Below are 12,836 nucleotides of genomic sequence, written 5' to 3'. Positions count from 1 at the left end.
TCATGAATCTCGGCGTCAATCAAATCAAGGCGGCCGTCGTTGCGATCGACCTGCATCGCGGTCATCTCGACATGTCGGTGGCAACCATGCCGACGACGCCGGATGTCGCGAAACAGGTCATTGCCTCTAACAAGCGGTTGTTTGACTGGTGCCGTAGTGTCGGCATCCCCGTGATCCATCAGGTCACGTCCTATCGCGACGAAGAAGAAATCCGCGCCAACCCGTTCTGGCGGACCCGCGCCGAGGATTCAAAAGCAACGCGCAAGAATGTGATGCGGCATAATATCGTGGGTGGCCCCGGCTGCACCGTGATGCCGGAGCTGCTGGACCCCAGTGACTTCATCGTTAACACCAAGAAGCGCTACGATTGCTTCTTGGGCACTGATCTCGATTTCGTGTTGCGTTCGCACGGCATCAACACGCTGCTCATCACCGGCGTAAACACCAATTCCTGTGTGCTGGCGACGACGGCGGCTGCCAACGTGCGCGACTACTCGGTGATCGTCGTCGAGGACTGCGTCGACAGCATGGACGGGCCGGAGTTGCATGCCGCCGGCCTCGCCTGCATCCGCACCGCCTTCGGCTTCGTGATGGATACCGATGCGGTGATGCAGCTCGATGGCCTCAAAGGCGCAGGACACGCCGCATGATCTCCTACAATCCCCCACTTTAGAAGGGCATCCAGTCATGACCGGTCCCATGCAGCCGCGCGAGCGTTGCGACTATTCCGCCATCGTCGATCGTCCCAAGCTGAAGCTGCCGGGCAATGCCCGCATGATCGTCTGGACCATCGTCAATCTGGAGGTCTGGGACATTGCCAAGCCGATGGCGCGTCAGGTGCTGCCAGCGCCGACCGGCATCCCGCTGCTGCCCGACGTCGCCAATTGGGGCTGGCACGAATACGGCATGCGTGTCGGTGTCTGGCGCTTCTTCGATCTCTACAAGAAGCTCGGCATCAAGCCGACGCTGTCGATCAATGCGCGTGTCTGCGAGGATTATCCGCGCGTGGCCCAGCAGGCGAAGGACGCCGGCTGGGAGTTCATGGGCCATGCTTATGAGCAGGGGCCCATCCACAAGGAGGCCGCCCAGAAAGCGATGATCAACCGCTCGATGGATGTGATTGAGAATTTCACCGGCAAGCGCCCCGTGGGCTGGCTCGGGCCGGGTCTTACGCAGACGCTGGAGACTCCGGAGTTCCTCGCCGAAGCCGGCGTGAAATATATCGGCGACTGGGTCTATGACGACGAGCCGACGGTGATCCGTACCGAGAAGGGACCGCTCACAACGCTGCCTTACACGGTGGAGATGAACGACATCCCGATGATGATGGTGCAACATCACGAGAGCACGCAGCTCCTGAACCGCGCCAAGGATCAGTTTGATCGTCTCTATGCGGAAAGCGCCGAGCGGCCGAAGATCATGTCGATCGCGATCCACCCGTATATTTCGGGTCAGCCGTTCCGCATCAAGTATCTCGAAGCGATCTATGACTATGTGAACCAGTTCGAAGGCGTGGTGCATTGGAATGGCGCCGAGATCCTCGATTGGTACAATACCCAGGTGGCGAAGTGAGCGTGACGTCCCAGCAGATGCTGCCCGCAATTCCCGTCACCGGCGTGCCGGTCGTGGGTGGCGGTTTTTTCCCTGTACGCCGCGTCTATTGCGTGGGGCGCAACTATCTCGACCACATCCGTGAGATGAAGGAAGCCGACGAGCGCGATCCGCCGTTCTTCTTCCAGAAGCCGCGCGACAGCGTGGTGCCGGACGGCGCGCGGGTGCCTTATCCGGCGTTCACCGAAGACTTCCAGTTCGAGGTTGAGCTGGTGCTGGCGATCGGACGCGGCGGCCGCGATATCGCGGTGGAGGATGCGCTCGATTATATCTGGGGTTATGCCGTTGGCATCGATCTCACCCGTCGCGACCGCCAGCGCGATGCCCGCGATATGCGACTGCCTTGGGAAATGGGCAAAAGCTTCGACGCGTCTGCGCCTTGCGGTGAAATTGCGCCGGCACGTGACGCCCGGCATTTCAATAATTGCGCGATCACGCTGTCGGTGAACGGCGTCGAGAAGCAGCGCGGCGATATCGGCCAGATGATCTGGAGCGTGCCGGAGATCGTGGCGCAGCTGTCGAAGCAGATGAAGCTCGAGCCGGGTGATCTCATCTATACGGGAACGCCTGCCGGCGTGGGTCCCGTCGTTCCGGGCGATGTCATCGACGCGCGGATCGAAGGCCTGCCGTCGCTCGGCATCACCATCGTTGAGCCGGAGGCCTGATCATGTTGCCGACCGAACGCATTTGCTACTCGCCGATTGACGCTCGTCCACCGCTGAAGCTGCCGAATGGCAAGCGCATGGCAGTGTGGATCATCGTCAATGTCGAGGAATGGGACGCCAAGCAACCGATGCCGCGCACGGTGCTGACACCGCCGGCCGGCGGCTCGCCGTCGCCGGACGTTCCGAACTGGGCCTGGCACGAATACGGCAATCGTGTCGGCTTCTGGCGCATGCTGAAAGTGTTCGACGACTACAAGCTCCCCGCCGCGCTGGCGATCAATGGCTCGGCGATCGCCGCTTACCCACCCATCGTCGAGGCAGCCAAGGCGCGCAACTGGGAATTCATGGGTCATGGTTTCACCCAGCGCAATATGCAGAAGGTGGAGAACGAGCGCGAGGATATCCGCAAGACTGCCGACGTGATCGAGAAGGCCACTGGCAAGCGGCCGCGCGGCTGGCTCGGGCCGGGTCTGACCGAGACCTGGGAAACGCCGGACCTGCTGAAACAGGAAGGCTATGACTACGTCGCCGACTGGGTACTCGACGATCAGCCGGTATGGCTCAAGACCACGACGACACCGATCGTCAACGTGCCCTATACGCAGGAATGCAATGACGTCGCAATGATGCTGATCCAGCATCACAAGGCGTCGGAATATTACGACCGGGCCATCGACCAGTTTGAGCAGATTTACGAGGATTCCGAGAACTCGGCCCGGGTCATGGCCTTGGTTGTGCATCCCTACATCATGGGCGCGCCGCATCGCCTGAAGCACTTCCGCCGGATCTTCGAGACCATCCAGAAGAAATCCGACGTGGCCTTCATGACCGGCGAACAGATTCTCGATTGGTATCTTTCGGTCGGACCGATAGCGCCAGAAGCATAGATCAGGCAAGCAGCAGGGCATGAGTCTCTTTCAACTCCTCAACGGCCTGACTTTCGCCGCGCTGCTGTTCGTGGTGGCAAGCGGCTTCACGCTGATCTTCGGCCTGCTGCGCATCGTCAATCTCGCGCATGGCGCGCTGTATCTGTTCGGCGGCTATATCGGCTATAGCGTTGCGGTGAAGACCGGCAGCTTTGTCGTCGGTGGCATTGGCGCCATGGCGGCGATCGCGGCCATTGGCTTCGTACTCGATCAGGGACTGCTGCGCTTCGTGCGCGGCAATGAGCTGCGGCAGGTGCTGCTGACGCTCGGCGTTGCCTTTTTCCTCAACGATCTCGCGCTGGTGATCTGGGGCGGCGACAGCTTCACGGTGCCGATTCCGGAGATGCTGCGCGGCGGCACGCGGGTGTTCGGCACCTTCTATCCGATATACCGGTTGTTTGTGCTGGGCATGGGCATCTTCGTCTTCATCGGCCTGTGGGTGCTGCTCAATCACACCCGGCTCGGAGCCCTGATCCGCGCTGGCGTCGACGATGCCGAGATGGTCGAAGCGTCCGGCGTCAATATTCGCCGCGTCTTCCTCTTCACTTTCCTATTCGGTTCAGCGCTGGCTGGTCTCGGTGGTCTGATGGGCGGTGCATTCCTGTCGCTCTATCCCTCAGCGGACGCGGAAATCCTCACCTTTAGTCTCGCCGTCGTCATCATCGGTGGGCGTGGCAGCCTCGTCGGCGTCGGTGTCGGTAGCCTGCTAGTCGGGCTTCTGAATACGCTCGGCCAAGTAATGTTCCCCGAACTCGCTTATTTCGTGATCTTCGGCCCGATGGCGGTGTTGCTCGCATTCCGTCCGCTCGGCCTGTTCGGACGTGCCACATGACGCAGCCCGTATCCAAAACGTCAGGTCTCGCCGGCATGACTAGCCGTGCGCTGGTCATCGCCGCGCTGGTGGCGATCGTCGCTGCCTGTCTGCCGATGGTGCTGTCAAGCTATCAGGTCGGCCTCGCCACCGAAGTGTTGATCTTCGGAGTCCTCGCCATGTCAATCGATATTCTCGCCGGCTTTGCCGGGCGGACTTCGCTCGGCCATGGCGCCATCTTCGGTGTCTCGACCTATGTCGTCGTCTATGCGACCGGCCAGGCTGGCCTGTCGCCCTGGACGGGTTTCGCGCTCGGGCTGCTGGCGGCGACCGCGGTGGCCTCCGTATTTGCGCTGCTCGCCGTGCGCACCTCCGGCGTCTACTTCCTGTTGCTGACGTTGGCGCTCGGCATGATCGTGTGGGGCGTCTGCCTACGTTGGACGCAGGTCACCGGCGGCGAGAACGGCATGCGCGCCGATGTGCGGCCGGCGGCCCTGATGAGCCACAGTGCGTTCTATTGGGCGGTGCTCACCGGCGCCGTCATTGTATCTTTTGCCATGTGGCGGTTCGTGCGATCGCCGTTCGGCCTGACGTTGCGCGGCATTCGCGACAGCGAAAGCCGCATGCGCAGCCTCGGCTATAATGTGCCGCTGCATCTATTTATCGGTTTCACGGTGTCAGGCATCTTCGCCGGCATCGCCGGTGGGCTCTATGCGATGTTCAACAATTTCGTCAGCCCTTCGACCGTCGCGCTCGCGCAATCGGTGGAAGGCGTGTTGATGATGATCGCGGGCGGTGTCGGCACGCTTTTCGGCGCCTTTGTCGGCGCAGCGGCGATCATCGTGCTGGAGAATATCGTCAGCTCCTATACCGAACGCTGGTTGATGGTGCTCGGCATCACTTTCGTTCTCATCATGATCTTTGCCCCCGAGGGCATCATAGGCAAGCTGCGCGCGATCACCTCGCGCAAGGTGCGATAAGTCGGTTTCACGTTTCAATCGGGTTGCTCACGAAAGGACTTCGAGATGGATCGCAGGCAATTTCTCAAGAACACTACGGCGGCTGTCGCTGCCGCGGGCGTCGGCGTCGCTCCGTGGCGCTCCGCACAGGCTCAGGCCGGCCCGATCAAGATCGGTCTGTTGGCGCCGCTGACCGGCGTTGTCGCTTCGGGCGGCAAGGAAATGGTCGAGGGCGTGCAGTTCTATCTCGATCAGGTGAAGAACGAGATGGGCGGCCGCAAGGTCGAGCTGGTGATCGAGGACGATGCGTCGAATCCCGACACCGCTTTGCAGAAAGCGCGCCGTCTGGTCGAGCAAGGTAATTGCCACATGCTGATCGGCAACCTGCTCGCCAATACCGGCCTTGCTGTCGCCAACTACGTCAAGGGCACCGGCACGCCCTACTTCATTCCGATTATCGCGGCTGACGATCTCACCCAACGCGCCCGCATCAAGAACGTGATCCGCGTCGCCGGCTATTCTGCCAGCGCCTTCACCCATCCGTTCGGCGATTGGGCCCTGAAGCAGGGCTACAAGAAGATCGCTACCATCAGCCAGGATTACACCTTCGGCCATGAACAGTGCGGCGGTCTCGCCCAGGTCTTCACCGAAGGCGGCGGGCAGATTGTGCAGCAGTTCTGGCATCCGCTGAACACTGCCGACTTCAGCCCCTATCTCGGCCAGCTTGCCGATCTCAAGGTCGATGCCATCTTCGCGATGGAAACCGGTGCCGATTCGACTCGTCTGATCCAGCAATACACGTCATTCGGCCTGAAGGAAAAGACGCCGCTGTTGATGGCGATGAACGGCACCGACCAGTCGGTGATCCGCACGATGGGCCCCGAATGTGAAGGCATCATCGCAGCGGCGCATTTCGCTGAAGGTTCGGACGTCCCGACCACCGCGAAGTTCGAGAAGGATTATGAGGCGAAGTACGGCAAGATCCCGTCGCTCTACGGTTTCTCGATGTATTCCGGCATGATGTGGATCGATGTCGCGCTGAAGAAGATGGGCGGCAAGGTCGAGGATCGCGAGGCTTTCATTGATACGGTGCTCAAGACTGAGCTCGACAATTCGCCACTAGGCAAGACCGTGAAGTTCGACGACTACGGCAACCCGATCTACGACGTCTATATCCGCAAGGTCGTGAAGCGCGCCGACGGCAAATACTGGAACGTGCCGATCGAGACCTATCCTAATGTCTCGCAGTTCTGGAAATACGATCCGGCGACCTATCTGAAGCAGCCGCCTTACTCGCGGACCTTCCAGGGCATCCAGAAGACCTGATTCAATATTGCTGACATCGAGGCGCGGCCGTGTCGCCACGTCTCGTTCACTGGGAATTATTCGTGTCCGAACCGATCCTGACGCTGACAGATGTGGTAGTGGCCTTCGATGCCTTGCGGGCGGTCGATGGCGTCAGCCTGATTGTGCCGCGGGGCCAGCGCCGCGCCATCATAGGCCCCAATGGCGCCGGCAAGACTACATTGTTCAACGCCATTGCCGGCGCGCATCCGCCGACATCGGGCAAGATCAGGTTCAATGGACATGATGTGTCCAGACTGCCGCCACACCGGCGTGCGCAGCTCGGCATCTCGCGTACCTTCCAGATCACCAACTTGTTCCCCACGCTGAGCGTGCAAGACAACATGATGCTGGCGCTGCGTGGATTGAAGCCGAAGAAGTTTTCGCTGTTCGGCTCGCCAGATGCGGACGAGGGTGAGGCCGCGCGTATCGTGGATGCGCTAAAGGCTGCGCGGATCGCCGAGCGCGCCGACATTATCGTCAAGGAAATGTCCTATGGCGAGCAGCGGCAGCTCGAAATCGCGATTGCGCTGGTGACGACGCCGACCATGCTGCTGCTGGATGAGCCCGCAGCCGGCCTGTCGCCGTCGGAGCGCTCGATGATTGCCGAGGTGATTCGCTCACTCGATCCGGCGATCACCGTGATCCTGATCGAACACGACATGGATCTGGCACTCGGTCTGGTCGACTACGTCACCTGCATGTTCGAAGGCCGCGTGCTGGTGGAGGAGCCGCCGGAAGGCATCCGCCGCAACAAGCAGGTTCAGGAAGTCTATCTCGGGAAGCCGCGTCATGCTTGAGGTCAAGGATCTGCACAGCGGTTACGGCGACGCCGTCGTGGTGCGCGGCGCTTGGCTCGAGGTGCGTCCCGGCGAGATCGTCGCGCTGCTCGGCCGTAATGGTATGGGCAAGACCACTTTCATTCGTTCCATCATGGGCCTGACGCCGCCGCAGGTGCGCTCGGGTACGATCACCTGGCGCGACGAGAGCCTCATTGGTCTGCGTCCTCATGATATCGCCAATCGCAAGATCGCCATTGTGCCGCAGGGCCGCCGGCTGTTTCCATCGCTGACGGTGACCGAGCATCTGACCATGCTGAAGAGCGCGCGCGCCAAGGATGGCTGGACGCTCGATCGCGTATTCGGCATTTTTCCGCGGCTTGCTGAGCGCCGCTATCACCGCGGTGGCCAGTTGTCTGGCGGTGAGCGCGGCATGCTGGCTGTGGGCCGTGCGCTGATGATCGATCCCGAATTGATCCTGATGGACGAGCCGTCCGAAGGTCTCGCGCCGGTGATGGTGCAGCACCTCGAGAGCATCATTCTCGACCTTAAAAAGGAAGGGTTGTCGATCTTGCTGGTCGAGCAGAATCTCTACAGCGCGCTGGCCGTCGCCGATCGCGTCTACATTATGGAAACCGGGCAGATCGTGCATCACGGTACGTCGCAGGAAATGAATGAGCAGACTGACGTGCTATTCCAGCGCCTCGGCGTGCATTGAGGTGATCATGAGCGAGGACCTGTTGCGCCAAGTCGCTGCCGAATTGAACAAAGCGCCCGGCGCTGCTGAACGCACACCGCGCATGACGGGGCTGGTCGTGGAAAATAATACGCGCGTCGCGACTGCAGCAGTTCAAGACATGGCGTTCGATTCGACGCCCTATGCGTATCAGGCGTGGCTCGCTAGTATGGACAAGCGCTGATGCAGAGCGCAATCGCAGCCCTTGATCTCTGCGCCCTCGCGGATGCTGTCGCCAAAGGCGAAGTCACGTCCGTGAAGGCGACAACGGTGGCGCTGGAACGGCTCGATCTGATCGGTCGCAAATTGCATGCCGTGGTGCGGCTTGACGACGAACGGGCGCTGGACGCGGCCGAAGCCGCCGACAAGTTGCGCGCATCGGGGGCGGCATTACCGATGCTGCATGGCGTGCCTCTTGCACATAAAGACCTCTTCTATCGCGCTGGTGATCTGTCCGGTGGCGGCTCGAAAATCCGGGCTGACTTTCGCGCTGAGGTGACAGCCACGGTGATTGCCCGGCTCGACGCCGCCGGCGCGCTCGATCTCGGCCGGCTGCAGCTGGCTGAATTCGCCATGAGTCCGACGGGTTATAACGAATCGCTGGGGCATGCGCGCAACCCGTGGAATCCAGCGTATGTGCCGGGCGGCTCGTCCTCCGGTTCCGGCGTTGCCGTCGCCGCGCGTCTCGTGACCGGCTCGCTCGGGACGGATACCGGCGGTTCATTACGTCATCCCGGCGCGATGTGCGGCCTGATCGGGTTGAAGCCGACCTGGGGACTGGTTCCGACCGATGGTGTGATGCCGCTATCTGCCTCACTGGATTGCACGGGACCGCTGGCCCGCACCGCACGGGATGCCGCGCGACTGCTGTCGGTGATCGCGGACCGCGACTATGAAGCGACGCTCGATACGGGTGTAACCGGGATGCGCATCGCAATTCCCGGTGGGTACTACCGCGAGCTCCTGCATCCGGATGTGGCGACTGTGCTGGACGAAGCCGTCAAGACGCTGCGGTCGCTCGGCATCACCATCGTCGAGACCACGCCGTCGGATATGGCCTTGATCAACGCGCTGATGCAGATCGTCATGAGCGTCGAGGCCGCGACGATCCATCGCCGCTGGCTGATCGAGCGACCGCAGGATTATGCCGATCAGGTGCGCTCTCGCATCGAGCCCGGCCTGCTCTATCCGGCGACACGTTATGTGGAAGCGCTGTCGTTGCGTGCGCAGATCACCCAGCAATGGATCGCATCCTGCATCGGATCCGCCGATCTCGCGCTGCTGCCGGCGATCTCGATTCCGGTGCCGACCATCGCGGCGACCACCGAAGGGGATCCTGCCGACGTCGCTGCCGTGATCGGCCAGCTCACACATTGCACCCGCGGCATCAATTATCTCGGTCTACCCGGAGCCTCAGTGCCGTGCGGCTTCGATGCGGCAGGTCTGCCGATCGCGTTCCAGCTGGTTGGCCGCCCTTATGCGGAGGCCGATATCCTGCGTGCCGCTCACGCCTATCAGGGCGTGACCGACTGGCATCAGCGCGTCCCCGCCAGTGCCGAACTGAACTAAGAAGAAGAGATTTCGAATGCCGATCATCGACATGCACACTCATGCACTCAGCAAGCGCGTCGAGCCGCTGGTGGTCGGACATTACGATCCGATGGACAATCCCTATCGGCGCGACATGTCGCCGGCGAGCCGCGAAACTGATGCAGAGCAGGGCAAGCTGCTCCCGGGCCTGATGCTCGACATCGCCAAGCGCCGAGAGATGATGGCGAAGATGGGCGTCGACTTTCAGGTGATCGCACCGGCACCGGCGCAGCAGAACTACTGGGCCGACGAAGATTTGCAATGTGCGCTGTCGCGCGTGCAGAACGAAGACATTGCTGCGCTCGTGGCGCAGGATCCTGCACATTTCGCCGGGATGGGTACGTTGCCGATGCGGTTCCCCGGGCGTGCGGTGGAGGAGGCGGTTCATGCAGTCGAGCAACTTGGCCTGCGTGGATTCCAGATCGATACCCGCGTCGAAAACCTCGAACTGTCTCATGCCGCCTTCGATCCACTCTATGCCCGGCTTGCCAAACTGCGCATACCGCTGTTCGTGCATCCCCTGGGTTTCTCCCATGGCCAGCGGCTCGGCGATTTCTTCATGGTCAACAGCGTCGGTCAGCCCATCGAGGAGACCATCGCGATCGCCCACTTCATCATGGGCGGCATTCTCGACCGGCATCCGGATCTCGACGTGATTATCGCCCACGGCGGTGGTTTCTACCCATTCTACGCAGCCCGACTGGATCACGCCTGGAAGGTGCGTCCGGAAGTACGCCGGCTCACGGCAGATGCGCCGTCGACCTATCTCAAGCGGCTCTGGTTTGACACCTGCGTGTTCTCTGCGGAGCTGATCGACAATCTCGTCAAGACGGTGGGCCTCGATCGCGTCATGATGGGTTCGGACTACCCGTTCGACATGGGGGACCCCGATCCGGTGGGGCTGGTCAACAAGGCTAAGCTATCGGACACTGATCGTCAGAAAGTCCTGTTCGGCAATGCGAGCCGGCTGTTCAAGATCGGATAAGCTCCTGCCTCGTTGCGGCAAGGTGCGGCACAAGAGGCAAGACCTGCGATGACAATTCACTTTGATTTCGCCAAACTTAGCGCGCCGGAGCGCTACAAGTTGCTTTGTGGTCTCGTTGTCCCGCGACCGATTGCGTTGATCACAACCATTTCCGAGGCTGGTGTGGTCAATGCAGCGCCGTTCTCGTTCTTCAATGTGTTCTCCGAAAAGCCGCCGCTGGTCGTGGTCGGCCTGCAGGCCAGGCCCGATCTGTCGGTCAAGGACACGACCCGTAATGTGCGCGCCAATGGGTTGTTTGTTATCAATATGGTGGATGAGGCCCTCGCCAACGATATGGTCGACTGTTCAATCAGCTTTCCATCCGACATCGGCGAACTGGATGCTTTGCAGCTTCCAATGACGGCTGGCATCAATGTGCCGGTGCCGCATTTGGCGAAGGCGCCTGCGGCACTGGAATGCCGAAAAGTGACAATGATGAACTTTGGCGCAGAGCGCGACCTACTGGTCGGGGAGGTCCTGGGCATTCAGGTTCGCGATGGTGTTGTCGACCCCGTCACCTTGCGTACGGACTATGATCACTATCTTCCGGTCGCACGTATCGCGGGAACCATGTATGCACGGATGCAAGATCGGTTCGAGATCAAACCCGACAGTTTCGACACTTGGCAACTCCGTAGCTCCCGCTGAGGGAGTTTTGTTCGGGGAGTGCGTCGGAATGCCGGTGGTAGTTCTCTGCGCGTTCGATTAACCGTCAGAGGTGAGAAATCGCCGCTCCTGCGCTTGCATGGGATATGACTGCTGGATGTATCGGAAAACCATCATTGTTGTCGCGTGGACTACACTTGCATTGATTGCTTTTGCGACTCTGTCACCGATCGGGCTGCGGCCGCATTTTGGCGGTGTCAGCCTTGAGCGCTTCGGCGCATTCGCACTTGTGGGCCTTTTGTTCGGTCTCGCTTATCCCCGCCATCTCTGGTTTGTCCTGACGCTCGTTGGGGGGGCGGCAGTCGCGCTTGAGGTGCTGCAACATCTGACGCCGGACCGGCACGGCGAGGTGCGGGATGCGCTGGTCAAACTTGCAGGTGGCGTCACCGGCATCGGGATATCGCTCGCGCTCCATCAGACTTTAAAACGATTTATCACCTTAGGTTGAGAGTGACTTGAACTACCTCACTGAGGGTACATCAGCTCTTTCTGCGAATCGCGCTTGCTGAGTTCCAGCCTGTGAAGCGCAATCCTGGATGCTTTGCATCCGCGGCCTCAAAAAATACGTGCAATCATGGTAGCCTTCTACCCACGAGCCCTCTTTGAGATTGCGAATGGCAGAAATCGCACACGCACCTACGTGAAAGTACTTGGCATGTGTAAAAAGACACCGATACAACTTGAAGGAAGGTGTATGTCGTATCGTCTACAATTTCGACGAGCCTAAGAAACGTTTCGGCCAGATTGATGTAGATGGCCGATGACTTTGGTGTGACGTCCCGAAGCGGACAATTCCGTTGCGTGGAGAGGACGTCGATCTCAAAGGACAACGTATTATGCATCGGCGGTACCAGCATTCGAGCATCCCAACCGAAATCATGCGATCGGTTGTCGGTATCTCCGAAGCCGGCAGCATCACCAAGGCCGCGAAGCTGCTCGGCCTGAGCCAGCCTGCCATCAGCTCGCAGATCAAGCGCATTGAGCACGCGGTCGGCGGCAGTATCTTCCAGAAGTCTGCCAACGGCTCATCGACGACAGAGCTCGGAAAGCTCGTTCTGATCCAGGCCAAGAAGATTCTGGAGGCGAATGACCAGTTGCTCTTGCTGCGTGGCGCTTCGCCCGAAGATCAGACCATCCGGCTTGGTCTGACCAACTTCTATTCGCAACGCGCAATGGAAGGGATGAGCAAGGCGGCGATGAACAATGTCTGCATCTATTCAGATAATTCGGCCGAGATCGCGAAAAGCATGCTCGACGGCTACATCGATGTCGGCGTGTTCCTCAGTATCTCCGATATGCCCGGGGATGCGGCCATAGATATCGTCGCGCAACGCGACGATGAATTGACCTGGGTTCGATCCAAGGATTTTACGTTAAGCCCTGGCGCGCCCATTCCGTTGCTGACTTGGCCGGGGCAGATCGTGCATAACGTCATGATTCAGGCGCTTGAGCGTAGGGGCATGATCTATCGTATCGCATTTTCCAGCCCGGACTATCATGCACGGATCGAAGCTGCGAAGGCAGGCATCGGTTTAACCCTGCTGCCAACGGCTCTGATCCCGGCGTCGCTCTTGGCGGCCAATGAGTATTATCTTCCAAAGCTGGCGATACCCAAACTCGTGCTATGCGCGCGTGAGGGGATTCGCAAGAAACACAGCATTCTAATAAAAGAACTGCACGTTAAATTCTTCGGTATATAGTTCTGTCATCGACGCGCGTATCAGA

General features: G+C 60.2%; 15 protein-coding genes. All 15 read left to right on the top strand.

The features are described 5' to 3' along the window. Window positions 1–2 precede the first annotated feature (2 nt). The 15 genes from RSO67_RS15225 to RSO67_RS15155 all read left to right on the top strand — a co-directional run bounded on the left by RSO67_RS15225 (window position 3) and on the right by RSO67_RS15155 (window position 12,811). The gene (locus tag RSO67_RS15225) at window positions 3–650 is read left to right on the top strand and encodes a cysteine hydrolase (RefSeq protein ID WP_315844114.1); all 648 of its coding nucleotides are present in this window, start codon (window positions 3–5) and stop codon (window positions 648–650) included. A 37-nt stretch (window positions 651–687) separates the two neighbouring features. Next, the gene (locus RSO67_RS15220) at window positions 688–1,572 is read left to right on the top strand and encodes a polysaccharide deacetylase family protein (RefSeq protein WP_315844113.1); all 885 of its coding nucleotides are present in this window, start codon (window positions 688–690) and stop codon (window positions 1,570–1,572) included. Next, a complete protein-coding gene (locus tag RSO67_RS15215; RefSeq protein WP_315844112.1) occupies window positions 1,569–2,276 on the top strand; it encodes a fumarylacetoacetate hydrolase family protein in 708 nt (235 codons plus the stop codon). Before RSO67_RS15220 ends, RSO67_RS15215 begins: the two co-directional genes overlap by 4 nt. Before the next feature lie 2 nt (window positions 2,277–2,278). Further along, complete coding sequence (locus tag RSO67_RS15210; protein ID WP_315844111.1) at window positions 2,279–3,163, top strand: polysaccharide deacetylase family protein; 885 nt, start codon at window positions 2,279–2,281, stop codon at window positions 3,161–3,163. Window positions 3,164–3,182: 19 nt separating this feature from the next. Further along, window positions 3,183–4,034 (top strand): branched-chain amino acid ABC transporter permease, encoded by an 852-nt coding sequence (locus tag RSO67_RS15205; protein WP_149530020.1) that lies wholly within the window; start codon window positions 3,183–3,185, stop codon window positions 4,032–4,034. Further along, window positions 4,031–4,993 carry a branched-chain amino acid ABC transporter permease gene (locus RSO67_RS15200; protein ID WP_315844110.1) on the top strand — a complete coding sequence of 321 codons (963 nt, stop codon included), beginning with the start codon at window positions 4,031–4,033 and terminating at the stop codon, window positions 4,991–4,993. The genes RSO67_RS15205 and RSO67_RS15200 overlap by 4 nt, the downstream gene beginning before the upstream one ends. Before the next feature lie 45 nt (window positions 4,994–5,038). Beyond that, window positions 5,039–6,298, top strand: coding sequence for an ABC transporter substrate-binding protein (locus RSO67_RS15195; protein WP_315844109.1), 1,260 nt, complete (start codon window positions 5,039–5,041; stop codon window positions 6,296–6,298). Between the two features lie 62 nt (window positions 6,299–6,360). Further along, window positions 6,361–7,116: an ABC transporter ATP-binding protein gene (locus RSO67_RS15190; RefSeq protein ID WP_315844108.1), complete on the top strand. Its 756-nt coding sequence runs from the start codon at window positions 6,361–6,363 to the stop codon at window positions 7,114–7,116. Continuing rightward, window positions 7,109–7,813, top strand: coding sequence for an ABC transporter ATP-binding protein (locus RSO67_RS15185; protein WP_315844107.1), 705 nt, complete (start codon window positions 7,109–7,111; stop codon window positions 7,811–7,813). The genes RSO67_RS15190 and RSO67_RS15185 overlap by 8 nt, the downstream gene beginning before the upstream one ends. A 7-nt stretch (window positions 7,814–7,820) precedes the next feature. Next, window positions 7,821–8,015, top strand: coding sequence for a hypothetical protein (locus tag RSO67_RS15180; RefSeq protein ID WP_315844106.1), 195 nt, complete (start codon window positions 7,821–7,823; stop codon window positions 8,013–8,015). Further along, on the top strand, window positions 8,015–9,400 hold the full coding sequence (locus RSO67_RS15175) for an amidase (protein WP_315844105.1): 1,386 nt from the start codon (window positions 8,015–8,017) through the stop codon (window positions 9,398–9,400). Before RSO67_RS15180 ends, RSO67_RS15175 begins: the two co-directional genes overlap by 1 nt. A gap of 16 nt (window positions 9,401–9,416) precedes the next feature. Further along, window positions 9,417–10,406, top strand: coding sequence for an amidohydrolase family protein (locus tag RSO67_RS15170; RefSeq protein WP_315844104.1), 990 nt, complete (start codon window positions 9,417–9,419; stop codon window positions 10,404–10,406). 12 nt (window positions 10,407–10,418) lie between these two features. Next, window positions 10,419–11,093: a flavin reductase family protein gene (locus tag RSO67_RS15165; RefSeq protein ID WP_315844103.1), complete on the top strand. Its 675-nt coding sequence runs from the start codon at window positions 10,419–10,421 to the stop codon at window positions 11,091–11,093. Between the two features lie 115 nt (window positions 11,094–11,208). Continuing rightward, on the top strand, window positions 11,209–11,559 hold the full coding sequence (locus tag RSO67_RS15160) for a VanZ family protein (protein ID WP_315844102.1): 351 nt from the start codon (window positions 11,209–11,211) through the stop codon (window positions 11,557–11,559). Window positions 11,560–11,908: 349 nt separating this feature from the next. After that, window positions 11,909–12,811, top strand: coding sequence for a LysR family transcriptional regulator (locus RSO67_RS15155; protein ID WP_315844101.1), 903 nt, complete (start codon window positions 11,909–11,911; stop codon window positions 12,809–12,811). The last annotated feature ends 25 nt before the right edge of the window (window positions 12,812–12,836 follow it).

The sequence above is a fragment of the Tardiphaga sp. 709 genome (genome assembly GCF_032401055.1).
Lineage (GTDB): Bacteria > Pseudomonadota > Alphaproteobacteria > Rhizobiales > Xanthobacteraceae > Tardiphaga.
This window is presented reverse-complemented; position numbering and strand designations above follow the sequence as displayed.

Excerpts from the sequence above, each read along its gene's own strand:
- RSO67_RS15205 (WP_149530020.1), top strand. The coding sequence starts at position 3,183 with ATGAGTCTCTTTCAACTCCTCAACGGCCTGACTTTCGCCGCGCTGCTG.
- RSO67_RS15210 (WP_315844111.1), top strand. The coding sequence starts at position 2,279 with ATGTTGCCGACCGAACGCATTTGCTACTCGCCGATTGACGCTCGTCCA.
- RSO67_RS15170 (WP_315844104.1), top strand. The coding sequence starts at position 9,417 with ATGCCGATCATCGACATGCACACTCATGCACTCAGCAAGCGCGTCGAG.
- RSO67_RS15195 (WP_315844109.1), top strand. The coding sequence starts at position 5,039 with ATGGATCGCAGGCAATTTCTCAAGAACACTACGGCGGCTGTCGCTGCC.
- RSO67_RS15160 (WP_315844102.1), top strand. The coding sequence starts at position 11,209 with ATGTATCGGAAAACCATCATTGTTGTCGCGTGGACTACACTTGCATTG.
- RSO67_RS15180 (WP_315844106.1), top strand. The coding sequence starts at position 7,821 with ATGAGCGAGGACCTGTTGCGCCAAGTCGCTGCCGAATTGAACAAAGCG.
- RSO67_RS15220 (WP_315844113.1), top strand. The coding sequence starts at position 688 with ATGACCGGTCCCATGCAGCCGCGCGAGCGTTGCGACTATTCCGCCATC.
- RSO67_RS15225 (WP_315844114.1), top strand. The coding sequence starts at position 3 with ATGAATCTCGGCGTCAATCAAATCAAGGCGGCCGTCGTTGCGATCGAC.
- RSO67_RS15185 (WP_315844107.1), top strand. The coding sequence starts at position 7,109 with ATGCTTGAGGTCAAGGATCTGCACAGCGGTTACGGCGACGCCGTCGTG.
- RSO67_RS15175 (WP_315844105.1), top strand. The coding sequence starts at position 8,015 with ATGCAGAGCGCAATCGCAGCCCTTGATCTCTGCGCCCTCGCGGATGCT.
- RSO67_RS15200 (WP_315844110.1), top strand. The coding sequence starts at position 4,031 with ATGACGCAGCCCGTATCCAAAACGTCAGGTCTCGCCGGCATGACTAGC.